This window comes from Roseateles sp. Mitsp63 (assembly GCF_059491535.1).
Genome location: NZ_CP168509.1, coordinates 2,586,540 through 2,610,828, shown reverse-complemented (window position 1 = coordinate 2,610,828; position 24,289 = coordinate 2,586,540). Strand labels below are relative to the sequence as shown.

Sequence of the window (24,289 nt, the reverse complement as noted above, 5' to 3'; positions counted from 1 at the left end):
GAACTCGGTATCTCTGGAACTCGTTCGTGGCGGCGGCGCTCAGGCCGCCTGGATCAGCATGGAGGCGATCTCGGCCGGACTCAGCAGCCGGTCGGCGATCAGCTCGCCGCCGGTCACGTGGGCGCTGCCGAGGAAGGCGCGCGGCATCTGCCCGTACACGCGCACCTGCGGCAGGTCCGGCAGCGCCACCCGGCGGCGCATGCCGCTCAGGAAGCGTCCGGCCTCGTCGTTGCTCAGCTCGACCTCGGGCCATTCGCCCAGCAGGCTGTCGGGCGCGGTCAGCAGCGCGAGGCGGCCGGCATCGTCCAGGGCCTCGATCTGCTCCAGCGTGACCGCCTGCTCGACGGACACCGGCCCGCTGGCCGTGCGGCGCAGGCCGGCCAGGTGGGCGCCGCATCCCAGCTTCGCGCCGATGTCCTCGGCCAGCGTGCGGATGTAGGTGCCCTTGGAGCAGCGCACGTCGATCACCAGCAGCAGCTCGGCAGGCTGCCAGTCGACGATGTCCAGCGCGTGAATGGTGACGTCGCGCGGCGCGCGCTCGACGGTGACGCCCTCGCGGGCCAGCTCGTACAGCGCGCGCCCCTGGTGCTTGAGCGCCGAGTACATCGGCGGCAGCTGCGAGATCGGGCCCCGGAAGGCCTCGCAGGCGGCGCGGATCGTGTCCAGGTCCAGCGGCTTGGCGACCTCGTCGCGCTGCTCCAGGATCTCGCCCTCGCCATCGCCGGTGGTGGTCGCGATGCCCAGGCGCAGCGTCGCGCGGTAGCCCTTGTCGGCCTCCAGGCTGACCTGGCTGAACTTGGTCGCCGCGCCGAAGGTCAGCGGCAGCAGGCCGGTCGCCAGCGGATCCAGCGTGCCGGTGTGGCCGGCCTTCTCCGCGCGCAGCAGGCGCTTGACCTTCTGCAAGGCGTCATTGCTGGTCAGGCCGAGCGGCTTGTCCAGCATCAGCACGCCGTGCACGGCGCGCTTCACGATTTTCGGGCGGGGGGCAACTGCACTCATCACGGGGCGGCGGCCCTCTCGGGCCGGCGTCTCTTTCAGTCTCGGAGGAAGGTCAGTCCTCGGTGGTCTCGTCGTCCTTGGCGCGGGACGAATTCGCCTTCGCGATCAGCGCGCTCATCTCGGCCGCCCGTTCGGTCGTGCGGTCGAAATGGAAATGCAGGCTGGGCACGGTGTGGATCTGCAGCCGCTTGAACAGGCCGTTGCGCAGGAATCCCGCCGCCTCGTTCAGCGCCTCGCCGGTGGCCTTCTCGTCGCCGACCAGCAGCGAATAGAAGACCTTGGCGTGCGCGTAGTCGGGCGTGACCTCGACCGCGCTGATCGTCACCATGCCGATGCGCGGGTCCTTCAACTCGCGGATCAGTTCGGCCAGGTCGCGCTGGATCTGGTCCGCCACGCGCAGACCGCGGTTGGGGATCGATCGCTTGTGACGCATGGCTCTTTCCTCACTCTCTCAAACAACAAAGCCCGGCGGGGCGACCCGCCGGGCATGAAGCGTCGGCTCGCCGGGTTACAGCGTGCGCGCCACTTCCTTGATTTCGAAGACTTCCAGCTGGTCGCCTTCCTTGATGTCGCTGTAGTTCTTCAGCTTGATACCGCACTCGAAGCCTTCGCGGACTTCCTTGACGTCGTCCTTCATGCGCTTGAGCGACTCGATCTCGCCGGTGTAGACCACGACGTTGTCGCGCAGCAGGCGGAAGCGTGCGTTGCGGGTCACGTGACCGCTGGTGATCATCGAACCGGCGATGGTGCCGATCTTGGTCGCCACGAACACGGTGCGGATCTCGGCGGTGCCGATGATCTCCTCGCGCTGCTCCGGAGCCAGCATGCCGGCCATCGCCGCCTTCACCTCATCCACGGCGTCGTAGATGATGTTGTAGTAGCGCAGGTCGACGTCGTTGTGCTCGGCCACCTTGCGCGCGCCGGCATCGGCACGCACGTTGAAGCCGATCACGACGGCCTTGGAGGCGATCGCCAGGTTGATGTCGGACTCGCTGATCGCGCCGACCGCCGCGTGGACGATCTGCACCTTGACCTCGTCGGTCGACAGCTTGAGCAGCGAGGACGCCAGCGCTTCCTGCGAACCCTGCACGTCGGCCTTGATGATCAGCGGCAGCGTCTGCACGTCGCCGGCGGTCATGTCGGCGAACATGTTCTCCAGCTTGGCGGCCTGCTGCTTGGCCAGCTTGACGTCGCGGTACTTGCCGGCGCGGAAGGTGGCGATTTCACGGGCACGGCGCTCGTCGCCCAGGACCATGAATTCGTCGCCGGCGCGCGGCACTTCCGTCAGACCCTGGATCTCGACCGGGATCGACGGGCCGGCTTCGGTCGCGGCCTTGCCGTCCTCGTCCAGCATGGCGCGCACGCGGCCGTAGGTCGAGCCCGCCAGCACCACGTCGCCGCGCTTGAGCGTGCCGGACTGCACCAGCACCGTCGCGACCGGGCCGCGGCCCTTGTCCAGCTTGGCTTCGATGACCAGACCCTTGGCCATCGAATCCTTCGGGGCCTTGAGTTCCAGCACTTCGGCCTGCAGCAGCACCTGCTCCAGCAGATCGTCGATGCCCTGGCCGGTCTTGGCCGACACCGGGACGAACGGGGACTCGCCGCCGAACTCTTCCGGCACGACTTCCTCGGCCACCAGCTCGCTCTTCACGCGCTCGGCGTTGGCATCGGGCTTGTCGATCTTGTTCATCGCGACCACGATCGGCACGCCGGCGGCCTTCGCGTGGTGGATGGCTTCCTTGGTCTGCGGCATGACGCCGTCGTCGGCGGCCACGACCAGGATGACGATGTCCGTCGCCTGGGCGCCGCGGGCACGCATGGCCGTGAAGGCCTCGTGACCCGGGGTGTCCAGGAAGGTGACCATGCCACGCGGCGTGTCGACGTGATAGGCGCCGATGTGCTGCGTGATGCCGCCGGCTTCGCCAGCCGCCACGCGGGCGCGGCGGATGCTGTCCAGCAGCGAGGTCTTGCCGTGGTCGACGTGACCCATGACGGTGACGACGGGCGCGCGGGGCAGCAGCTCGTGCTCGGCCTCGGTCCCCTCTTCCTCGAGGAAGGCGTCCGGATCGTCCAGCTTGGCGGGGAACGCCTTGTGGCCCATTTCCTCGACGAGGATCATGGCCGTTTCCTGGTCCAGCTGCTGGTTGATGGTGACCATCTGACCCAGCTTCATCAGCTGCTTGATGACCTCGGAGGCCTTCACCGACATCTTGTGCGCCAGGTCGGCGACGGAGATGGTCTCGGGGATATGGACCTCCTGCACCACCGGTTCCGTCGGCGCCTGGAAGTTGGACGACATGCCGCCGCGATCGTCGCGGCCGCCACGGCGGCCCGCGGGGCCGCCACGGCCCGGCGCGCGCCAGCCGGCGCCACCGCCCGGACGGGCACCCGCGCCGGCATCACGGCCGCCACCGGGCTTGCCGGCGGCGCCACGCTTCTTGGCGTCATCGGCCCAGCTGGACGACAGCTTCTCGGACTTGACCGACTTCTTGTCGCCCGGCTTCGCGCCGGCGCCCGCGGCAGCGGTCGTGCCGGCGGCGCCCGGGGCGCCACCCGGCTTCTTGTGGATCGTGCCCTTGATGCCGGCGGCCGCGGCCTCGGGCTTGGGCTCTTCCTTCTTCGCGACCAGCACCTTCTTGGGCGCGTTCATCATCGCGCGGATGGCGGCGGCCTCGGCCTCGGCGGCCTTGCGGCGGCGCTCCAGCTCGACCTGGCGGGCCTTCTCGTCGGCGGCCACGTCGGCGGCCTTGACCACGCGCAGCACCGGCTTGGCGGGCTCGACCGGCGCCGGGGCCGGCGCGGCGGCCACCGGAGCGGGCGCGGGCGCAGCAGCCTTCTCGGCCTTCTCGGCGGACTTCTCCGCAGCCTTGTCGGCCTTCTCGGCGGTCTTCTCCGCGGCCCTGTCGGCGGTCTTCTCCGCCTTGGTCTTGGCGGCCTCCGCGGCCTTGCGCGCTTCCTCGTCGGCGGCCGCCTTCGCGGCGGCTGCGGCGGCGGCCTGTTCGGCGGCCTCGCGGGCAGCGCGCTCTTCCTCGCGGCGCTTCTCTTCGGCTTCGCGCGCGGCGCGCTCGGCTTCCTCGCGCTCACGCATCTTGCGGGAGAGCTCCTCTTCCTGCTGGCGCAGCGCCTCGGCCTGGGCCTGGGCTTCTTCCTCGCGGCGCTTCAGCTCGGCTTCCTCCGCGGCGGCGGCGGAGGCTTCATCGACGCCATCCTCGCGCTTGACGAAGACGCGCTTCTTGCGCACCTCGACCTGGATGGTGCGCGCCTTGCCCGAGGCATCGGCCTGCTTGATCTCGCTGGTCGACTTGCGGGTCAGGGTGATCTTCTTGCGTTCGGCGCCGCTGGTGCCATGCGCGGTGCGCAGATGGTCCAGCAAGCGTTCCTTGTCGCTTTCGTTCAGGGTGTCCTCGGTGGACGCCTTCTTGACGCCCGCAGCCTGGAGCTGCTCCAGCAAGGTGGTCGCAGGCCTGTTCAGCTCTGCGGCCAGCTGGGCGACGGTGGTCACGGCCATTGTTGAAATCCTTAAATCTTGTGTGGGGCGGAGCGGTCTGGTTTCGCTTGAAATCGCTTCAGAGCGTGTCAGCTCGGCGTGTTATGCGTTGAACCAGTGCTCGCGCGCCTTCATGATCAAAGCGCGTGCCGCTGCCTCGTCCAGGGACGAAATCTCGACCAACTCGTCGACGGCCAGGTCGGCCAGGTCGTCGCGGGTATGAATGTCGCCGCCCGCCAGCCTGGCGATCAGCTCCGGGGTCATGCCTTCCAGGTCGCGCAGGTCCTGGGAGACCTCCTCGACCTTCTCCTCGCGGGCGATCTCCATCGTCAGCAGCGCATCCTTGGCGCGGGTGCGCAGCTCGTTGACGGTCTCCTCGTCGAAGGCCTCGATCTCGAGCATCTCCTGCATCGGGACGTAGGCGACTTCCTCCAGCGAGGCGAAGCCTTCGGCGATCAGGATGTCGGCGACTTCCTCGTCCACGTCCAGCTTCTCGACGAACAGCTTGCGCACCACGTCGGATTCCTCGGCCTGCTTGGCGGCGGACTCCTCGGCGGTCATGATGTTGATCTTCCAGCCGGTCAGCTCCGAGGCCAGACGCACGTTCTGGCCGCCGCGGCCGATCGCGATCGCGAGGTTCTCCTCGTCGACGACGACGTCCATCGCGTGGCGCTCCTCATCGACGACGATGGACTGCACGTTGGCCGGCGCCAGCGCGCCGATCACGAACTGCGCGGGATCCTCGGACCAGAGCACGATGTCCACGCGCTCGCCGGCCAGCTCGTTGGTCACGCCGTTGACGCGCGAACCGCGCACGCCGACGCAGGTGCCGATCGGGTCGACGCGCTTGTCGTGCGAGACGACGGCGATCTTGGCGCGGCTGCCGGCATCGCGGGCGCAGCTCTTGATCTCCAGCAGGCCCTGCTCGATCTCGGGCACTTCCTGCGCGAAGAGTTCCTTCATGAACTCGCCGGAGGAGCGCGACAGCATGATCTGCGGGCCGCGCTGGGTCGGGTCGACGCCCAGGATCACCGCGCGGACGCGGTCGCCGGTGCGCAGGTTCTCCTTCGGGATCATTTCATTGCGCTTGAGGCGGCCTTCGACGCGGCCCGACTCGGCAATGATGTCGCCCTTGTCCAGGCGCTTGACGGTGCCGACGAAGATCTTCTCGCCGCGCGACATGAAGTCGTTCAGCAGCTGCTCGCGCTCGGCGTCGCGGATCTTCTGCAGGATGACCTGCTTGGCGGCCTGGGCGCCGATGCGGCCGATCGGGACGGACTCGACGCCCTCCTCGATGTGGTCGTCGACCTCGATGTCGGCGATCTGCTCCTGCGCCTCGAACAGCAGGATCTCCGAATCGGGGTTCTGCAGACCGGCCTCGCTCGGCACGACGTGCCAGCGGCGGAAGGTCTCGTACTCGCCGGTATCGCGGTCGATGGCCACGCGGATGTCGACCTCGCCGCCATACAACTTCTTGGTGGCCGAGGCCAGCGCCGCCTCAACGGCGCCGAACACCACATCGCGCTCCACGCTCTTCTCGCGCGAGATGGCGTCCACCAGCATCAACAGTTCGCGGTTCATTGATCGAGACCTCCGTCAACCTTGTCATCCGTCTGCCGGGACTTGGCATTGCTCTTCTTCTTCGACGCCTTGGGCTTCGCAGCCCCTCCGTCAGCAGATTCCGATCCGGGCGCCAAGCCCGTGTTCTTTTTCGCCGCGGCGGCTTTCCCTGCCGCGGCACCGCTCGCCGTTCCCGACGCGCGGTTCTTGAAAACGATCTCCGGGACCAGCTTGGCCGAACGCACTTCGTCCAGCGCGAAATCCAGCGCCTGCTCGGTCTTGCCGTCGGAGAAGATCACGCGCCAGCTGGTGCTCGCGGCCAGCGCGTCGTCGGCGACGCCCTCGGCCGGCGCCAGGACGCCCTTGTATTTCTTGCGGCCCTGGAAAGCCTCGCGCAGCGTGATTTCCACTTCGTGACCGCTGAAACGGGCGTAGTCGCCGGCGTGGTTCAGCGGACGGTCCAGGCCGGGCGTCGAGACTTCCAGGCGCTGGTAGTCGATCTCCTCGACTTCCATCACGTAGCGGAGCTGGCGCGTCACGCGCTCGCAGTCCTCGACGTTGACCGGCTGCTCCGGTTCCTGGCCGTTCACGAGCGGCTTGTCGATGTACACGCGCAGCAAGCCTCCGGCGCTGCGTTCGCAGCCCACCACCTCGTAACCCAATCCGGTCACGGTCTTTTCAACAACGGCTTGCCAGCTCAAATTCATCGACGACGGTATCTATCCTGTAGGGACAGCCAAAAAAAATGGGCTGGATGAATCCGCCCACCGTTCACTTTTTCAGCGAAGCTCGAAGTGTACTATGCAAACAGCATGCCGACAAGGCTGCGGCATCGGTCACGGGCTGGCGTGCGAGAATCCCGCCCTCCCTCGAATCAATGAATACCAGGAGCAGACATGGGATTTCTCGCCGGCAAGCGGCTGCTGATCACGGGCGTGCTGTCCAACCGCTCGATCGCCTACGGCATCGCCAAGGCCTGCCACCGCGAAGGCGCTGAACTGGCCTTCAGCTACGTGGGCGAGCGATTCAAGGATCGCATCACCGAATTCGCGGCGGAATTCGATTCCAAGCTGGTGTTCGATTGCGACGTGGGCGATGACGCCCAGATCGAACGCCTGTTCGAGGACCTGGGCCAGCACTGGCCGGAATTCGACGGATTTGTCCACTCGATCGGTTTCGCGCCGCGCGAGGCGATCGCCGGGGAATTCCTGGATGGCATGACGCGCGAGAACTTCCGCATCGCGCACGACATTTCGGCCTACAGCTTCCCGGCGATGGCCAAGGCGGCGCAAAGCCGGCTGCGCCCGGGCGCGGCGCTGCTGACGCTGTCCTACCTGGGCGCAGAGCGTTTCGTGCCGAACTACAACACCATGGGCCTGGCCAAGGCCTCGCTGGAAGCCAGCGTGCGCTACCTGGCGTACGGCCTGGGCGCCAAGGGCATCCGGGTGAACGGCATCTCGGCGGGTCCGATCAAGACGCTGGCCGCCTCGGGCATCAAGGACTTCGGCAAGCTGCTGAAGCAGTTCGCCGACAGCGCCGCCATCAAGCGCAACGTCACGATCGAGGACGTCGGCAACACGGCGGCCTTCCTGCTGTCGGACCTGGCGGCCGGTGTCAGCTCCGAAATCATCTACGTCGACGGCGGCTTCAGCCACGGCGCGATGGCCGGCACGGAATAAGACAACGGGCTCGATCCCCGCCCCCCGCCGATCACCTCGGTGGATCAGGGACGGTGGTGCTTGGAGTAGAAACGGGACCCTCGGGTCCCGTTCTTCATTTAGCGTCGATCACGCAATCGACGTAGTAGCGGGTCACCCCATCGGCGCCCTTCTCCGAGACCAGCCCGTGGACGTCGGTCGCGAAGCCCGGGAACTTCGCGTTGAAGTCTCTCGTGAATTTCAGGTAATCCACGATCCGCTTGTTGAAGCGCTCGCCCGGGATCAGCAGCGGGATGCCCGGGGGGTACGGCGTCAGCAGCGCGGTGGTGACGCGGCCTTCCAGCTTGTCGATCTCGACGCGCTCCGTCTTGCGATGCGCAATGTGCGCATACGCGTCGGACGGCTTCATCGCCGGCTCCAGGTCGGACAGGTAGACCTCGGTCGTCAGGCGCGCGATGTCGCCGGACGCGTAGGCCTCGTGCACGCTCTGGCACAGGTCGCGCAGTCCCATGCGCTCATAGCGCGGGAAGGCGGCCACGAAGTCCGGCAGGATGCGCCAGATCGGCGCGTTCCTGTCGTAGTCGTCCTTGAACTGCTGCAGCGCGGTCAGCAGCGTGTTCCAGCGGCCCTTGGTGATGCCGATGGTGAACATGATGAAGAACGAGTACAGGCCCGTCTTCTCGACCACGACGCCGTGCTCGGCCAGGAACTTGGTGACGATGCTGGCCGGGATGCCGGTCTTGGCGAACTTGCCGCTCATGTCCAGGCCGGGGGTGATCACGGTGGACTTGATCGGGTCCAGCATGTTGAAGCCGGCCTCGATCGGACCGAAGCCATGCCACTTCTCGTTGGCCTTGAGCATCCAGTCCGCCGCCTTGCCGACGCCTTCCGCCGCCAGCTTGTCCGGACCCCAGACCTTGAACCACCAGTCCTTGCCGTAATCCTTCTCGACCTTGCGCATCGCGCGGCGGAAGTCCAGCGCCTCGATGATGGATTCCTCGACCAGCGCGGTGCCGCCCGGAGGCTCCATCATCGCGGCCGCGACATCGCAGCTGGCGATGATCGAGTACTGCGGGCTGGTCGAGGTGTGCATCAGGTAGGCCTCGTTGAACAGATGCTTGTCCAGCTTCACGTTCTGCGAGTCCTGCACCAGCACCTGCGACGCCTGCGAGATGCCGGCCAGCAGCTTGTGGGTCGACTGCGTGGCGTAGACCATCGCGGTCTTGGGCCGCGGGCGGTGCTTGCCCATCGCGTGGTACGAGCCGTAGAAGTTGTGGAACGCCGCGTGCGGCAGCCACGCCTCGTCGAAGTGCAGCGTGTCGATCCAGCCGTCCAGCTTGGCCTTGATGGTCTCGGTGTTGTAGAGCACGCCGTCATAGGTGCTCTGCGTCAGCGTCATGATGCGCGGCTTGACCTTCTTCGGATCCACGCCCTTGAGCAGCGGATTCCGCGCGACCTTCTTGCGGATGGTCTCGGGCGAGAACTCGCTCTCCGGGATCGGGCCGATGATGCCGTAGTGGTTGCGCGTGGGCGTCATGAAGACCGGCACCGCGCCGGTCATGATGATGCTGTGCAGGATGGACTTGTGGCAGTTGCGGTCGACCACGACCACGTCGCCCGGCGCCACCGTGTGGTGCCAGACCATCTTGTTGGAGGTCGAGGTGCCGTTGGTGACGAAGAAGCAGTGGTCCGCGTTGAAGATGCGGGCGGCGTTCTTCTCGCTCTCGGCGACCGGGCCGGTGTGGTCGAGCAGCTGGCCGAGTTCCTCGACCGCGTTGCAGACGTCGGCGCGCAGCATGTTCTCGCCGAAGAACTGGTGGAACATCTGGCCGACCGGGCTCTTCAGGAAGGCCACGCCGCCGGAGTGCCCCGGGCAGTGCCACGAGTACGAGCCGTCCTGCGCGTAGTCCATCAGCGCCTTGAAGAACGGCGGCGCCAGGCCGTCGAGGTAGCTCTTGGCCTCGCGGATGATGTGACGCGCCACGAACTCGGGCGTGTCCTCGAACATGTGGATGAAGCCGTGCAGCTCGCGCAGCACGTCGTTGGGCAGGTGCTGCGAGGTGCGGGTCTCGCCGTAGACGTAGATGGGGATGTCCGCGTTCTTGAAGCGGATCTCCTGGATGAACTTGCGCAGGTTCAGCACCGCCGGGTCCAGCTCCACGCCGTCGCCGTTGCCGGAGAACTCCTCGTCGTCGATCGACAGGATGAAGGCGCTGGCGCGGCTCTGCTGCTGGGCGAACTGGCTCAGGTCGCCGTAGCTGGTCGCGCCCAGCACCTCGAAGCCCTCTTTCTGGATGGCTTCCGCCAGGGCGCGGATGCCCAAACCCGAGGTGTTCTCGGAGCGATAGTCCTCGTCGATGATGACGATGGGAAAGCGGAAACGCGGCGTCATGAAGCCTCCAGATCGGGGCGGGTCAAACAAGAAAGGCGCGAAGTGTAGGGCGTCAGCCGTGTCACGCAAGTGTTGATCGGAGGGTGTCGCGGAAACCGAACGGCGTTGTCGTCAATGGCCCGGAAATGCGGGCGCGGCGGCCCGCTTCGACCACGGCCGGCGGCCCGGATCCGGGGCGTACACTGACCCGATTCAACCGGACCGGGCGAATCACGGATCGCCCGGCCACTAGGAGGATCTGATGGACTGGACCCTGCCCACCTGGTGGTGGGTCATCTGCGGCGGACTGGTGGCCGCCGAGCTCGCCAGCGGGACGACCTTCTACCTGCTGATGCTGGCGCTGGGCGCCGCGGCGGCGGCGCTGGCCGCGCACCTCGGCAGCCCGTTCTGGGCCCAGCTGACGGTCGCGGCGGCGGTCGGCGGCGGCGCGGTGGCCTGGTGGCATGGCCGTCAACGCCGGCACCCGCGCGTGCCGGCCAGCGAGAACCCCAACGTCAACCTCGACATCGGCCAGAGCCTGGACGTCCTCCAATGGCGCGCCGACGGCACCGCCGAGGTCCGCTACCGCGGCGCGGCCTGGCAGGCGCGCTTCGTCGGCCACGGCGCCCCGCGCGGCGGCAGACATGTGATCCGCGCCGTCGAGGGCAGCTGCCTGCTGGTCGAGGCCGCCTGAGCGCGCCCCCCCTGCCCCATTCCGCGTCCCGCGTCCCGCGTCCCGCGTCCCGCTTCCGTTTCGCTTTCCCGTTCATTCCTGGAGGAGGAGTCCCGCTCATGGAAATCGTCGCATTGGTCCTACTGGTCGTCGCCATCGTCTTCGTCGTGCAGTCCGTCAAGGTGGTCCCGCAGCAGCACGCGTGGGTGGTGGAGCGTCTTGGCAAATATCACGGCACGCTCACGCCCGGCCTGAACATCCTGGTGCCCTTCGTGGACCGGCTGGCCTACAAGCATTCGCTCAAGGAGATCCCGCTGGACGTTCCCAGCCAGGTCTGCATCACGCGCGACAACACCCAGCTGACCGTGGACGGCATCCTGTACTTCCAGGTAACCGACGCGATGCGTGCCAGCTATGGCTCCAGCAACTACATCGTCGCGATCACGCAGCTGGCGCAGACGACGCTGCGCTCGGTGATCGGCCGCATGGAGCTGGACCGCACCTTCGAGGAGCGCGACGTGATCAACAGCTCCGTCGTGCAGGCGCTGGACGAGGCCGCGCTCAACTGGGGCGTGAAGGTGCTGCGCTACGAGATCAAGGACCTGACGCCGCCGGCGGAGATCCTGCGCTCGATGCAGGCGCAGATCACGGCCGAGCGCGAGAAGCGCGCGCTGATCGCGGCCTCGGAAGGCCGGCGGCAGGAGCAGATCAACATCGCCACCGGTGAGCGCGAGGCGGCGATCGCGCGCTCCGAGGGCGAGAAGCAGGCCGAGATCAACAAGGCGCAGGGCGAGGCCGCGGCCATCACGGCAGTGGCGGAGGCCAGCGCCGACGCGATCCGCAAGATCGCCGCGGCGATCCAGCAGCCGGGCGGCGGCGACGCGGTGCAGCTGAAGGTGGCGGAGAAGGCGGTCGAGGCCTTCTCGCAGCTCGCGCAGAAGAACAACACGATGATCGTGCCGGCCAACATGAGCGAGGTCTCGGGACTGATCGGCACGGCGATGGCGCTGATCAAGAGCGACAAGGTGATCCAGCCGGGACGCTGAGCGCCCTGCCCGGCCCGAGGATGGCCGCACGCGCTTCGCGCGGCGGCGGCTCGACAACTTTCCTTATGGGCCTGAAAACTGCGCTATGATGGCGGGCTTCGGAGAGATGGATGAGTGGTTTAAGTCGCACGCCTGGAAAGCGTGTGTAGGTTAATAGCCTACCGAGGGTTCGAATCCCTCTCTCTCCGCCAAGAACCACAGAAAACGGGCCCTTGCGGCCCGTTTTTCACATCCACCCGTCAGTTTCTGACTGGAAGACGCATCGGGTGTGAATGGTCTAGCGCTGATGATCACGGCCTGTTAATCAGCCGTAGCGCACGCAAACGAGCCGAGGGGGCGATGCCGCAAGTGCTTCAGATCGTGGAAGTGATCAGCCAGTCAGAGCAGGGCAAAACACTGCCCTACTTGTGTCGAGGCGAGGATGATGCCCTGTACTACGTCAAGGGGCAGCAGACGAATCGATCGAGCTTATGGGCAGAGTGGATCTGCGGCCATGCCGCCCGCGCCATCGGTTTAACGATCCCACCTTTCCAGCTCGTCCAAGTCGACGAGGACTTGCTCGCCGAAGTGCCTAGAGATTTGCGCGGAATCGGATGTCTTCCAGCCTTCGGCTCCAGAGCGAACCCGCACGCGGCCTGGCTCGAGCTTGCGATGGTTCGGAACGTACCGGTCGCGGTACAAAGGGACGTGCTTGTATTCGATTGGTGGGTCAAGAACACTGATCGCCTTGAGGGCAATACGAATCTGCTTTGGGACGCCCAACTTGAGTCTCTGGTCGTCATTGATCACAACATGGCTCTCCAGCCTGAATTCGACTCTGCAGAGTTTCTGCAGCATCACGTCTTCGCACAGCAGTGGAACGCGATCATCGGAGATCTGGAGATCCGCGACGCCTACGTTGACAGACTTACAGCGGGCCTGGCTGCTGCAAGGGAAGCCGCGACGACAGCTCCGAACGAATGGATGTGGGAAAATTCCGAGTTCGACATCCCTTGTCGATTTGACGTTGATCGGGCCCTCGCAACGTTGGCCCGCTGTGCTTCGCTCGATCTCTGGAGGACGGAATGAACAAGTTCGCTTGCCGCTATGCCGTACTCCAGTTTGTGCCCTACAGGGAAACGGGCGAGTTCGCAAACGTAGGGATCGTCTTGATCTGCCCTCGTACGGGCTACTTCGGCTTCCGGTTGCAGACCAGGAAGCACAAGCGCCTCACAGACTTCTTCGGAGAGCTTCCCAAGGAGGTGTATCTGCGCGCGATGCAGGTGATGCGGGACGAGCTTACGCGGGTGGATGAAGTACTTCGCCAAGCAAGCCCGCCTGATCGCGCGGAGTTCCTACGCCAGACGTTCGATTCGCTCGCCCATCCGAGAGAGGCTCTGATTCGCTTCAGTCAACCGCGCGTGCTCATGACGAGCAGCCCGGAGGCGGAAGTGGTGCGACAGTTTGATCATTACGTTGATCGAGCGTTCGTTACCCAGGAATATGTGGAACAGGCGATAGAGCGTCGGCTTAAACAGATGCTGGATGAGCTTCAGCTGCAGCGACCGTTCCGACCCGAGCGCGTGGGTGACGACGATGTATACGCTCGATTTCCGCTCGTGCAAAAGCGAGGTGGCGAGGTGGCCAAGATCATCAAGCCATTCAATCTCAGTCAGAGCGAAACCATGGGCATTTACGATCATGGAGCAGTCTGGGTGGACAAAGTGCGCCGCTTAAGGGATCGCAAGCTCTTGCCAGCAAACGTCATGTTTGCGGTGGTGGGGCCACCGGCGACAGATTTCAAGCGCCACACTGCGTTTCAGGAAATCTGCAGGAGTCTCGAAGCCCAAAGTGTCGTCCCGATTGACGCGGCCCGTACGGAAGAAATCGCGAGCTTTGCCCTCGATCATTAGGCTCACGGAGGGCGAAGCGGCAATGACCGCGTCGGGGTGGCTCTAGAAGTGCCCGTGAAGTAGGGGCCCTGAGTGATCAGTGCCCGTTTTCCGTTTTCTTTTGCGCGTGGTGATAGTTGGCGGGCCAGCGCCTATCATCCCGCCCCATGCTGACCTTCGAACAATTCTTCGGTTTCCTGCTCGCCGCGATGCTGATCACCGCGTCGCCAGGTCCGGACAACCTGATGGTGCTCGGCATGGGCATCTCGAAGGGACGGCGGCACGGCATGGCCTTCGGCCTCGGATGCGCGCTCGGCTGCCTGAGCCACACGGTGCTCGCGGCGATCGGCGTCAGCGCCCTCATCGCGGCCTCGCCGGCGGCCTTCACCGCGCTGAAGGTCTGCGGCGGCCTCTACCTGATCTGGCTCGGCATCAAGGCGCTGCGCAGCCGCGGCGGCGCCAGCGTCGGTGACGCCTCGCAGGCTGAGGACTCGCTCTGGCGCCTGTTCTTCAAGGGCGTCTTCGCCAACGCGATCAATCCGAAGGTCGTGCTCTTCTTCCTGTCCTTCCTGCCGCAGTTCGTCGTCGCGTCGCACGGCCATGTGGCCGCGCAGACGGCGCTGCTGGGCGTGACCTTCACGCTGCAGGCGGCGGTGCTCTTCGGCCTGCTCGGCTACTTCGCCGGCGCGATCGGCCAATGGCTGCAGCGCAAGCCGCGCGCGGGCCTATGGCTGGACCGCGTCGCCGGCGCGGTGTTCGTCGCGCTCGGCCTGCGATTGATCGTGGCCCGTTGAGGACCTTCGCCGCTCCTCTTCCCTTCCCGCTCCCCTCCCGCTTCCGTCCCCCTTCCTACAAGGAGATCCGCATGACCCTTCGCCCACTGCTCGCCGCCGCGCTCGCGGCCTGCCTGCCGATGACCGCCGCCCTGGCCGCGGACGCCACCGCCACCGTGACCCTGAAGGTCGCCACGCCGCAGGGCGACGGCGGCCCTGTCGGCACGGTGACGATGGAGGAGACGAAGTACGGCCTGGTCTTCACGCCCAAGCTCACCGGCCTGCCGCCCGGCCTGCACGGTTTCCACGTCCATGCCAACCCGTCCTGCGCGGCGGGCGAGAAGGACGGCAAGCCCGTCGCGGCCGATGGCGCCGGCGGCCACTTCGACCCGAAGAAATCGGGCAAGCACGGCGAACCGTGGGGCGATGGCCACCTTGGCGACCTGCCGCCGCTGTTCGTCAATGGCGAGGGTGAGGCGGTGCAGCCGGTGCTCGCGCCGCGTCTGACGCTGGCCGACGTCAAGGGCCACGCGCTGATGGTCCACGCCGGCGGTGACAACCACTCGGACCATCCGGCCGCGCTGGGCGGCGGCGGCGCGCGCATCGCCTGCGGCGTGATCCAGTAAGGCCCCGGTCCCCTTCTCCCCTCTCCTCTCGCCCTCACGGGGCGAGGGCGTGACTGGCTGACCGTCTCCCTTCGGCGAGCAGGGCAAATGTCCTTCCATGCGCAGGCATGGGATTTGCCAAGTTGAAACTTCCGGTTTCATCCGGGTTCAACCACTTGCAGAGGGGAATTGCCATGACCAGCCCAGCCGGCCCGCACGCCAACGATCAGGCCAAGGCGCTGCAGCGCCACCTGGTCCAGTGCGCCAAGGCCCGCGGGCGATGGTTCGGCGTTGCCTTGTTCGCCGAGCGCATCCACGACGTCGTGCTGCCTCGGCTGGTCACCACCGCCGCCTTGAGCGCCGTGACGCTGGGCCTCTTCGCCCACTGGCTATGACCGCCGCACCGCCCGCGGACGACCCGGCCCAAAAGGTAGACGCCGCCCCGGAGCCTCCCCCTGAAATTGCGGAAGAACTTGCGCTGCTGAATCCGGCGCTGGGCCCGATCGAGCCGCCCGTGCGGGCCGTGCTGTTCGGGCTGGCGCGCTTCGAACAGCATGGGCGCAGCCTCGCGCAGGCCCAGGCGGTCCAGGGCACCGCCGGCGCGGGTCAGTTCTTCCCGCGGCTCGACGACAACGTCGCGATGCTGCAACAGACGCGCCGCCTGATCGAGAAGCGCCATCGCGATTTCCGCCACCTCGGCGCGGCCGGCAAATGGCTGCTCGACAACGCCGCGCTGATCGACGAGCAGACCCACCAGGTCCGCCGCGGCCTGCCGCGCGGCTTCTTCCGGCTGCTGCCGCGCCTGCGCGACGAGCCGCTCGCCGGCCTGCCCCGCATCTACGGCATCGCCTGGGCCTGGGTGGCGCACACCGACGGCAACTTCGACGCCGGCCTGCTCGGCCCCTACCTGCGCGCCTACCAGGAGGAACGCCCGCTCTCGCTCGCCGAGCTCTGGGCGCTCCCGACGACGCTGCGCGTCGTGCTGGTCGAGAACCTGCGCCGCCTGGCCGAGCGCTTCGCGACGCTGCAGGCGGCGCGCGACGTCGTGCATCACTGGTACGACGGCCATCCCGCCGACACCGGCCTGGACGCGATCACCGCGCTCGAGCCCCGCATGAAGGAACGCGGCGTGGTCGAGGCCTTCTGGCTGCAACTGGACCACCGGCTGGAGGAACTGCCGCAGCCGCTGTCGGGCGAGCTCGCCGCGTGGCTGAGCACCCGCTTGCCGGCGCCGGCGCAGACGCTGGCCCGGCAGCAGGACGAGTCGATCAAGGACCTGCAGAGCATCCGCAACGCGATCACCGCGCTGCGGCGCATCGACCAGACCGACTGGCGGCGCCTGATCCAGTCGGTGAGCCCGGTGATGCAGACGCTGGGCGAATCGCCGGTCTTCGCCGCCGAGGCGCCGGACACGCAGGACCTGACGCTGCATGAGATCGAACGCCTGGCGCGCAAGTGCGCGCGGACGGAACTCGAGATCGCGCGCCAGCTGCTGGCGCTGACGCAGCGCGCCGGCCCGCCCGAGGACGGCGAGCCCGACCGCCGCGCCGCGCCGATCTACTGGTGGCGCGGCGTCGGCCGGCCCACGCTGCTGGCGGAGCTGGGCATGCGCGAGCGGCGCTGGCCGCCGCTGGACACCGCGCCGGGCCAGCGCTGGGCGGCCGTCGCCTACCTCGGCGGACTCGGGCTGCTGGGCCTGCTGGGGCTGTACTGGCTGATGAGCGAGGCGCGCGCCGACGTGCCGCCCTGGCTGTGGTGGCTGACCGCGATCCTGGCGGCCGGACCGATCGGCGAGGCCGTCGTCGCGCTCACCAACCGCTGGATCAGCGAGCTCGCCCGCCCTTGCCGGCTGCCGCGCCTGGACTTCTCCGCCGGCATCCCCGACGCCGAGCGCACCCTCGTCGTCATGCCGGTGCTGCTGCCGCGCGAGGAGGCCGTCGCGCCGCTGGTGGCGCAGCTCGAGCAGCACCACCTCGCCAATCCCGAGCGGCTCGTGCAGTTCGCGCTGCTGAGCGATCACGCCGATGCCTACGAGGAACACCAGAGCGGCGACACCATGATCGTGGTCACCGCCGCGGACGCGATCGCCGCGCTCAACGAGCGCCACGGCCCGCTGGCCGATGGCAGCCCGCGCTTCCTGTTGCTGCATCGGCCGCGCGAATGGTCGCCGACGGAGCGCCGCTGGATCGGCTGGGAGCGCAAGCGCGGCAAGCTCGAGCTGCTGCTGCGGCAGCTCGCGTCGCCGGCCTTCACCTCGCCGTTCTCCGACTTCGGCGCGATGTCGCGCCCGGCCGCCGGCGTGCGCCACCTGATCACGCTGGACGCCGACACCGACATGCCGCCGGGCCGCCTGCGCGCGCTGGTCGGCACCGCCGCGCATCCGATGAACCGGCCGCGCGTGGACCTGGCGCGCCGCCGCGTCGTCGAGGGCTACGCCATCCTGCAGCCGCGCGTGCTCGCGCCCATGCCCGATGACCAGGAGAGCACGCCTTATCACCGCCTCTTCGTCGGCCAGTTCGGCATCGATCCCTACAGCGCCGTCAGTTCCGAGATCTTCCAGGACCTGTTCGGCGAGGGCAGCTTCACCGGCAAGGGCCTGCTCGACGTGCGCGCCTGCCACGCGGTGCTCGACGCGCGGCTGCCCGAGGGCCAGGTGCTCAGCCACGACCTGCTGGAAGGCGGCCTGGCGCGCTGCGCCGGCGTCTCCGACATCACGCTGGTGGAGGACTCGCCGATGCATGCCGACGTCGCGCATGCGCGGCTGCACCGCTGGACGCGCGGCGACTGGCAGCTGCTGCCCTTCATCGCCCGCGCGGGCCGTTACGGCATTGCGCCGATCAACCGCTGGAAGCTGATCGACAACCTGCGCCGCTCCCTGGTCGCGCCGATGGCGCTGGGCCTGATGCTGCTGGTGCTGGGCACCGGCGTGCTGCCCTTCGGGCTGACGCTGCTGGTGGTGGCGGGCGCCTTCGCGATCGGGCCGCTGGTGGGCGCGCTGGCCGGACTGGTGCCCGGCCGCGACGGCCTGGCGCGGCGCCACTTCTACCGCGAGACCGGCCACGACCTGCGCCGCGCGCTCGGTCTGGCGGCCTGGCATGTCGCGCTGCTGCTGCATCTGTCGCTGCTCTACCTCGACGCGATCGGACGCGCGCTGTGGCGCCAGTGGGTCTCGCGCCGCCACCTGCTCGAATGGACCACCGCCGCCGCCGCGCAGGCCGCAGCGCGGCGCGAGCTGCCCGCGCTGGCCGCGCAGCACCTGCGGGTGCCGATCGCGGCGGCCGTGCTGGGCGGCCTGCTGGCGATGGCGGCGCTGTCGGGCGCGCCGGTCGACGGCGCCGCGGCGGTCTTCCTGCTGGCCGTCTGGGCGCTGTCGCCGCTGTGGATCTGGTGGGCGAGCGCCCCGCGCATGCCCCTGCTCCAGCGCGAGGCCAGCCTCGACCCGCAGGGCCGCGACTACCTGTGGGGACTGGCCCGCGACACCTGGCGCTTCTACGACACGCATGTCGGCGCCGCCGACAACCACCTGCCGCCCGACAACGTCCAGCTCACGCCGCACCTGCTGGTGGCGCACCGCACCTCGCCGACCAACATCGGCATGTACCTGCTGACGGTGGCCTGCGCGCGGGAACTCGGCTTCATCGGTCTGGTCACGATGACGGAGCGGCTCGCCGCGACGCTGGACACGCTGGAGCGCCTGCCGCGCTGGCAGGGCCACTTCTACAACTGGTACGACACGGAATCGCTGGTCGTGCTGGCGCCGGGCTATGTGTCGGCGGTGGACAGCGGCAACTGCTCGGCGCATCTGCTGACCGTCGCGCGGGCCTGCGAGCTGGCGGCCGAGATGACGCCCGAGCAGCTCGCGCAGGCGCCGCGCCAGGCGCTCGCGAAGGCGCTGCAGCGGCTGCGCGTGCTGCAGCCGCCGCTCGCGAATGATGGACGCCTGCCCGCCGGTGCCGCGCTGGTGGCCGCGCTGCTGGTTCCCGAGAACGCCGAGGCCGGGGCGGAGGAACTGCAGGCCGTGCTGCGGGCACGGGTCGAGGCGGCGAAGGCGGAGCTGGACGCCCTGGCCGCCGCGGACGGCGACGAGACGCGTCAGGCGCCCCAGGCGCATTGGCTGCTGCGTGACCTCATCGCGCAGCTCGAGTCCTGGTGGCGCGATCATGGCGCGCCATTCTCCGAGTCGCGGCAGCAGCTGCGGCAGCTCGCGCGCCGCGCGCGCCGGCTGGGTCTCGAGGCCGACTACCGCCCGCTCTTCGATCCCGAGCGCCAGTTGCTGCGCATCGGCTGGCGCGGCGACGCGCAGCAGCTCGACGACAACCACTACGACCTGCTCGCCAGCGAGGCGCGGCTGACCAGCCTGATCGCGATCGCCAAGGGCGACCTGCCGCCCGAGCACTGGCGCGCGCTGGGCCGGCCCTTCTTCTCGCGCGACGGCGCGGGCGACTCGCTGGGGCTGAAATCGTGGTCGGGCTCGATGTTCGAGTACCTGATGCCCTCGCTGGTGCTGCGCGAGCCCGCGGCCAGCGCGCTGGGGCGGGCGATCCGCACGGCGGTCGCCGAGCAGCGGCTGGAAGCGCGCGGCCGCGGCACGCCCTGGGGCATCTCCGAATCGGCGATCGCCGGCCAGGACCACACCCTCGCCTACCAGTACGGCCCGCAGGGCGTGCAGTCGCTGGCGCTGGCGCGGCTGGCGGTCGACGAGCGCGTGCTCGCGCCGTATGCGACGGTGATGGCCGCGATCGTGGCGCCGGTGCGGGTCGTGTCCAACCTGCTGGCGCTGGAGCGGCTGGGGGCGCGCGGCGCCTTCGGTTTCATCGAGGCGGTCGACTACACGCCGCAGCGCCAGACCGCCGGCGCCGGCTACACGCTGGTGCAGACCTACATGGCGCACCACCAGGCGATGGGTTTCGCCGCACTGACCCATGTGCTGGCGGACGAGGCGCCGCGGCGCTGGCTGATGAGCGATCCGCACATGAAGGCGGTCGCGACGCTGCTGCACGAGCGCGCGCCGCGCGAAGTGGCGCCGCTGTCGGACGCCGCGGCGCAGGTGCTGCCGCGCAAGCGCCCGGTCCGCAAGACGCGCATGGTGCGCGAGAGCGAGCCGCTGACCGAGACGCTGCCGCTGACGCACATGCTGACCAACGGGCGCTACTCGGTGGTGCTGCGCAGCCATGGCGGCGGCTACAGCAACTGGGAGGGCATCGCGGTCACGCGCTGGCGCGACGACCTGCTGCGCGACCAGCACGGCAGCTTCACGCTGATCCGGCGCGCGGGCGAGGAGGACTGGGCCAGCACCACCGCCCGCCCGGCGCCCGATCCGCGCGCGCGGTACTCGGCGCGGATGCAGGCGGAGCGGGTGCTGTTCGAGGCCAGCTGGCCCGACCTGCACAGCTGCACCACGGTGTGGGTCAGCCCCGAGGACGATTGCGAACTGCGCCAGGTCGAGCTGACCAACCGCGGCGACCGGCCGCTCGCGCTGGATCTCGTGTCCTGCTTCGAAGCCACGCTGGCGCCGCAGCGCAGCGATGAGGCGCACCCCGCCTTCTCCAACCTCTTCATCCAGGCCCGCTGGGACGAGGCCGGTCATGCGCTGCACCTGCGGCGCCAGCCGCGCCTGTTCGACGAGGCGGCGATGCGGGCGGTGTTCTTCCTCGCCGGCATCGACGGCGGCGCGGCCTGCGGCAAGGCGCCGCGGCGCGATGGCGAGGCGGACTGCCAGCCCGATGGCCACCTCGTGCGCGAGGTGCTGCCCATCGCCGATCGCGCGCGCTGGCTGGGCCGCTACGGCAGCTCGACGCGCCCGGTCGGCGACGCGCGGCCGGCCTTCGTCGATGACGAGGCCGACCTGGGCGCCGCCGGCGAAGCGGGCCGGCTGCTCGATACCGGCCTCGATCCGGTGGCCGGCCTGCGCGTCGGACTGGACCTGGCGCCCGGCGCCTCGGTGCGCCTGACCTTCTGCACGGCCGCGTCGCGCGACGCCGACCTGCTCGCCGCGCTGGTCGACAAATACCGCCAGCCGGCGCACGTGGAGCGCTCGGCGTCGATGTCGCACACGATGGGCGGCATCCGCCTGCGCGAGCTGCAGTTCGACACGGCCACCTGGGGCGCGCTGCTGCAGCTCAACACGCTGGTGACCGGGCAGGCGGTGCGCGACCCGGCGCATGCGCGTGATCCGCGCGATCCGCGCGGGCGTTGCGATCGCCGGGCGCTGTGGCGCTTCGGCATCTCGGGTGACCGGCCGCTGCTTGTCGTCACCGTCAGCGGCGAGGAAGGCATCGACCTGATCCGCGCGCTCAAGAAGGCGCTGCGGATGTGGACCACGCATGCGGTCGGCGTCGACCTCGTCGTGCTGAACGAGGAGCCGGCGTCCTATCAGGCGCCGGTGCAGCAGGCGCTGCAGGCCCTGCAGTCGCGGCTCCAGGGACAGGCGCAAGGCCGGCCGGGCCACCTGTGTTCCGCGCTGCACGTGCTGCGCGATGCCGATCTGCAGCCCGATGAACGCTTCACGCTGCAGACGCTGACGCGCATGCGGCTGCAGGCCGATGGGCGCGCGCTGTCGCAGCAGCTCGAGCGCTGGATCGAGGACACCGCGCCCGCGAACGACGCGCCGCGGCTGCCGGTGGCGCACGCGCTCGTCGAGCGTCCGCTGCCGGAGGCGGTGCCCCGCGCGCCGGAGGGCCGCTTCGATCCGTCGCACGGCGGCTTCTCGTTCGAGGTCTCGCCGGAGCGGCATCCCTCGCGGCCCTGGGTCAACGTGCTCGCGAACCGCGACTTCGGCTGCCAGGTCACCGAGATCGGCGCCGGCTACACCTGGGCCGGCAACAGCCGCATGCATCAGGTCACGCCCTGGTCCAACGATCCGCTGCTCGATCCGCCGGGCGAGTGGCTGCTGCTGCATGACCTCGATCACGACCGGGTCTGGCCGCTCGGCCGGCAGCTGCGGCGCGACGCGCCGCTCACGATCGAGCATGGCATCGGCTACTCGCGCAGCCGGCAGCGCATCGACGACCTGACGGTCGAGCTCTGCTGGTGCGTCGATCGCGATGCGGCGCTGAAGCAGGTGCAGGTGTCGATCGCCGCGGAAGACGGCCGCGCGCGCCGGCGGCTGCGGCTGGTCGCGCTGGCGGAGTGGCAACTGGGCAGCGCGCGCAGCGAGCGCCTGTCGGTCGCGACCCGCGCCGACTGGCTGACGGTCGGCGAGCTGGGCGCGGGACTGCCGCAGCCCGAGCGCGCCTTGACGCTGCAGGCGACGCAGCTCGATCACCTGGGCGGCTTCGGCGACGCGACGGCGGCCCTGTGCATCCGGCCGCGTCAGCCGACCGACGGACGCGCCGGTGGCGCCGGAGGCCCTGACGTGCGGGGCGGCGCGGGTCCGGCCCGCGTGCGGCTCGATCAGCAGGACTGGACCTGCGACCGGCGCGAGTTCTTCGACGGCGCCGGCCGCATGGTGCTGCCCAAGGCGCTGAGCCGCCGCTGCGGCGGCGGGCTGGATGCCTGCGCGGCGCTGGCGGCGCGCATCGAGCTCGACGGCGCGCAGCCCGCGATGCTGACGGTGCTGCTGGGCCACGGTCCGTCACCCGAAGCGACGCATGCGCTGATGGAGGCGGCCTGGGCGGTCGATCCGGCGGCGCGGCTCGATCGCCAGCGCCGCCAGTGGCCGGAGCTGCTCGGCGGCCTGCAGGTCGCGACGCCGGATCCGCGCTTCGACGCGCTGACCAATCACTGGCTGCCGTATCAGACGCTGGTCTGCCGGATGTGGGCGCGGGCGGGCTTCTACCAGGCGGGCGGCGCGTTCGGCTATCGCGACCAGCTGCAGGACGCGATGGCGCTGACCGACGTCGCGCCGCAGCTGCTGGCGGACCAGATCCGCCGCAATGCCGCGCGGCAGTTCCCCGAAGGCGACGTGCAGCACTGGTGGCACGAGCCCGGTGGCGCCGGCGTGCGCACGCATTTCGCCGATGACCGGCTGTGGCTGCCGTATGCGCTCGCGCATTACCTGACGCGGACCGGCGACCTGACGCTGCTCGACGACGCAGTGCCCTTCCTCGACGGCCAGCAGGTGCCGGAAGGCGCCGAGGACATCTACGAGAGCCCGCGCACCGACGGCCCGATGGCGACGGTCTACGAGCACGCGGCGCGGGCGATCGACCGCAGCCTGGGCAGCGGCCCGCATGGGCTGCCGCTGTTCGGCACCGGCGACTGGAACGACGGGATGAATCGCGTCGGCCACGAAGGCCGGGGCGAGTCGATCTGGATGGCGTGGTTCCTGGCGCAGGTGATCGAGGACTTCGCGCCGGTGGCCACGGCGCGCGGCGAGCATGAGCGCGTGCAGCGCTGGAAGGCGGCGCGCGACGGCTGGGTGGCGGCGCTCGACGGGCCCGGCTGGGATGGCGAGTGGTACCGGCGCGGCTTCTTCGACGACGGTTCGCCGCTGGGATCGGCACGCAACGCGGAGTGCCGCATCGACCTCATCGCGCAGAGCTGGGCGGTGCTGACCGGCGCCGCCGATCCGGCGCATGCGCGGCAGGCGATGGCGAGCGCCTGCGCGCAACTGCTCGATCCGGTGGCGAAGCTGGCGCGGCTGCTGCATCCGCCGCTGGCGGTCTCGCAGCCCAGCGCGGGCTACATCCAGTCGTACGCGCCGGGCGTGCGCGAGAACGGCGGCCAGTACAACCACGCGGCGGTGTGGGCGCTGATGGCGCTGGCGCGGCTGGGGCAGCGCGACACGATGTGGCAGGTCTACACCGGGCTGAGCCCCGCGCACCGCTGGGCCGATCCGCGGCTGGGGCCGGTGTACGCGATCGAGCCCTACGTGATGGCGGGCGACATCTACTCGCATGCGCCCTGGGTGGGCCGCGGCGGATGGAGCTGGTACAGCGGCTCGGCGGGCTGGCTGCTGCGGGCCTCGCTGGAGTCGATCTGCGGCGTGGTCGTCGAGCAGGGCCGGCTGCGCGTGCGCGCCTGCCTGCCGGTGCACTGGGACCAGGCGGAGGTGCGGATCCGGCGCGGTGGGCAGTGGCTGCGGGTGATCGTCTGCGCCAATGAGACCGCCTGCCGGGCGGCGCTGGCGCGCGAGCCGGGCTCGCGGCGCGAGAACGCCAACGAGTCGATCGAACTGGCGTCGCTGTCGCCGGACCAGGCGCTGGTGGTGGTGAGCGTGCCGGAGGTGGTGGCGCTGCCGGAGACGACGGGCGCCGGTGCGGCGAGCGATCTGCGCGCCGGCTCTTGAGGGACGCGGCGCGCTGC

Annotated in this window: 15 protein-coding genes and 1 tRNA gene; 10 read left to right on the top strand and 6 right to left on the bottom strand. The window is 69.1% G+C overall.

Translation table 11 applies throughout. From position 1 onward, the window contains the following. Window positions 1-39 precede the first annotated feature (39 nt). The 5 genes from truB to rimP form a co-directional block, all read right to left on the bottom strand. Window positions 40-999, bottom strand: coding sequence for a tRNA pseudouridine(55) synthase TruB (gene truB / locus ACEN96_RS11490; protein ID WP_495588141.1), 960 nt, complete (start codon window positions 997-999; stop codon window positions 40-42). Window positions 1,000-1,051: 52 nt separating this feature from the next. Beyond that, window positions 1,052-1,432 (bottom strand): 30S ribosome-binding factor RbfA, encoded by a 381-nt coding sequence (gene rbfA, locus ACEN96_RS11485; protein ID WP_343641226.1) that lies wholly within the window; start codon window positions 1,430-1,432, stop codon window positions 1,052-1,054. A 75-nt stretch (window positions 1,433-1,507) separates the two neighbouring features. Beyond that, window positions 1,508-4,507 carry a translation initiation factor IF-2 gene (infB, locus tag ACEN96_RS11480; RefSeq protein ID WP_495588140.1) on the bottom strand — a complete coding sequence of 1,000 codons (3,000 nt, stop codon included), beginning with the start codon at window positions 4,505-4,507 and terminating at the stop codon, window positions 1,508-1,510. A gap of 81 nt (window positions 4,508-4,588) precedes the next feature. Further along, a complete protein-coding gene (nusA, locus tag ACEN96_RS11475; RefSeq protein ID WP_495588139.1) occupies window positions 4,589-6,067 on the bottom strand; it encodes a transcription termination factor NusA in 1,479 nt (492 codons plus the stop codon). After that, window positions 6,064-6,753 carry a ribosome maturation factor RimP gene (gene rimP / locus ACEN96_RS11470; RefSeq protein ID WP_495588138.1) on the bottom strand — a complete coding sequence of 230 codons (690 nt, stop codon included), beginning with the start codon at window positions 6,751-6,753 and terminating at the stop codon, window positions 6,064-6,066. Before rimP ends, nusA begins: the two co-directional genes overlap by 4 nt. Before the next feature lie 189 nt (window positions 6,754-6,942). On the opposite strand from rimP, the gene fabI reads away from it, so the two are divergent. Beyond that, a complete protein-coding gene (fabI, locus tag ACEN96_RS11465) occupies window positions 6,943-7,725 on the top strand; it encodes an enoyl-ACP reductase FabI (RefSeq protein WP_495588137.1) in 783 nt (260 codons plus the stop codon). Between the two features lie 94 nt (window positions 7,726-7,819). Here fabI and ACEN96_RS11460 read toward each other — a convergent pair whose 3' ends face one another. Beyond that, window positions 7,820-10,096 carry an Orn/Lys/Arg family decarboxylase gene (locus tag ACEN96_RS11460; RefSeq protein ID WP_495588136.1) on the bottom strand — a complete coding sequence of 759 codons (2,277 nt, stop codon included), beginning with the start codon at window positions 10,094-10,096 and terminating at the stop codon, window positions 7,820-7,822. A 241-nt stretch (window positions 10,097-10,337) separates the two neighbouring features. Here ACEN96_RS11460 and ACEN96_RS11455 point away from each other — a divergent pair, with 241 nt between their 5' ends. The 9 genes from ACEN96_RS11455 (at window position 10,338) to ACEN96_RS11415 (ending at window position 24,272) form a co-directional block, all read left to right on the top strand. Beyond that, window positions 10,338-10,769 (top strand): NfeD family protein, encoded by a 432-nt coding sequence (locus ACEN96_RS11455; RefSeq protein ID WP_495588135.1) that lies wholly within the window; start codon window positions 10,338-10,340, stop codon window positions 10,767-10,769. Between the two features lie 98 nt (window positions 10,770-10,867). Further along, on the top strand, window positions 10,868-11,794 hold the full coding sequence (locus ACEN96_RS11450; protein WP_495588134.1) for an SPFH domain-containing protein: 927 nt from the start codon (window positions 10,868-10,870) through the stop codon (window positions 11,792-11,794). Between the two features lie 100 nt (window positions 11,795-11,894). Then, a tRNA-Ser gene (locus ACEN96_RS11445) sits at window positions 11,895-11,985 on the top strand. A 148-nt stretch (window positions 11,986-12,133) separates the two neighbouring features. Next, window positions 12,134-12,862 carry a HipA family kinase gene (locus ACEN96_RS11440; protein WP_495588133.1) on the top strand — a complete coding sequence of 243 codons (729 nt, stop codon included), beginning with the start codon at window positions 12,134-12,136 and terminating at the stop codon, window positions 12,860-12,862. After that, window positions 12,859-13,686: a DUF3037 domain-containing protein gene (locus ACEN96_RS11435; RefSeq protein ID WP_495588132.1), complete on the top strand. Its 828-nt coding sequence runs from the start codon at window positions 12,859-12,861 to the stop codon at window positions 13,684-13,686. The genes ACEN96_RS11440 and ACEN96_RS11435 overlap by 4 nt, the downstream gene beginning before the upstream one ends. A 146-nt stretch (window positions 13,687-13,832) precedes the next feature. Next, window positions 13,833-14,459: a LysE family translocator gene (locus ACEN96_RS11430; protein WP_495588131.1), complete on the top strand. Its 627-nt coding sequence runs from the start codon at window positions 13,833-13,835 to the stop codon at window positions 14,457-14,459. Between the two features lie 71 nt (window positions 14,460-14,530). Continuing rightward, window positions 14,531-15,064: a superoxide dismutase [Cu-Zn] SodC gene (gene sodC / locus ACEN96_RS11425; RefSeq protein WP_495588130.1), complete on the top strand. Its 534-nt coding sequence runs from the start codon at window positions 14,531-14,533 to the stop codon at window positions 15,062-15,064. A 173-nt stretch (window positions 15,065-15,237) separates the two neighbouring features. Then, on the top strand, window positions 15,238-15,438 hold the full coding sequence (locus tag ACEN96_RS11420) for a hypothetical protein (protein ID WP_495588129.1): 201 nt from the start codon (window positions 15,238-15,240) through the stop codon (window positions 15,436-15,438). A gap of 119 nt (window positions 15,439-15,557) precedes the next feature. Beyond that, entirely contained in the window at window positions 15,558-24,272 is an 8,715-nt protein-coding gene (locus ACEN96_RS11415) for a GH36-type glycosyl hydrolase domain-containing protein (protein ID WP_495588128.1), read from the top strand. Window positions 24,273-24,289 lie beyond the last annotated feature (17 nt).

Bases quoted from the DNA above. Each gene is read 5' to 3' on its own strand.
- fabI (WP_495588137.1), top strand. From the start codon at position 6,943: ATGGGATTTCTCGCCGGCAAGCGGCTGCTGATCACGGGCGTGCTGTCC.
- ACEN96_RS11455 (WP_495588135.1), top strand. From the start codon at position 10,338: ATGGACTGGACCCTGCCCACCTGGTGGTGGGTCATCTGCGGCGGACTG.
- sodC (WP_495588130.1), top strand. From the start codon at position 14,531: ATGACCCTTCGCCCACTGCTCGCCGCCGCGCTCGCGGCCTGCCTGCCG.
- ACEN96_RS11450 (WP_495588134.1), top strand. From the start codon at position 10,868: ATGGAAATCGTCGCATTGGTCCTACTGGTCGTCGCCATCGTCTTCGTC.
- nusA (WP_495588139.1), bottom strand. From the start codon at position 6,067: ATGAACCGCGAACTGTTGATGCTGGTGGACGCCATCTCGCGCGAGAAG.
- ACEN96_RS11435 (WP_495588132.1), top strand. From the start codon at position 12,859: ATGAACAAGTTCGCTTGCCGCTATGCCGTACTCCAGTTTGTGCCCTAC.
- ACEN96_RS11420 (WP_495588129.1), top strand. From the start codon at position 15,238: ATGACCAGCCCAGCCGGCCCGCACGCCAACGATCAGGCCAAGGCGCTG.
- rbfA (WP_343641226.1), bottom strand. From the start codon at position 1,432: ATGCGTCACAAGCGATCGATCCCCAACCGCGGTCTGCGCGTGGCGGAC.
- ACEN96_RS11440 (WP_495588133.1), top strand. From the start codon at position 12,134: ATGCCGCAAGTGCTTCAGATCGTGGAAGTGATCAGCCAGTCAGAGCAG.
- infB (WP_495588140.1), bottom strand. From the start codon at position 4,507: ATGGCCGTGACCACCGTCGCCCAGCTGGCCGCAGAGCTGAACAGGCCT.
- ACEN96_RS11460 (WP_495588136.1), bottom strand. From the start codon at position 10,096: ATGACGCCGCGTTTCCGCTTTCCCATCGTCATCATCGACGAGGACTAT.
- truB (WP_495588141.1), bottom strand. From the start codon at position 999: ATGAGTGCAGTTGCCCCCCGCCCGAAAATCGTGAAGCGCGCCGTGCAC.
- rimP (WP_495588138.1), bottom strand. From the start codon at position 6,753: ATGAATTTGAGCTGGCAAGCCGTTGTTGAAAAGACCGTGACCGGATTG.
- ACEN96_RS11430 (WP_495588131.1), top strand. From the start codon at position 13,833: ATGCTGACCTTCGAACAATTCTTCGGTTTCCTGCTCGCCGCGATGCTG.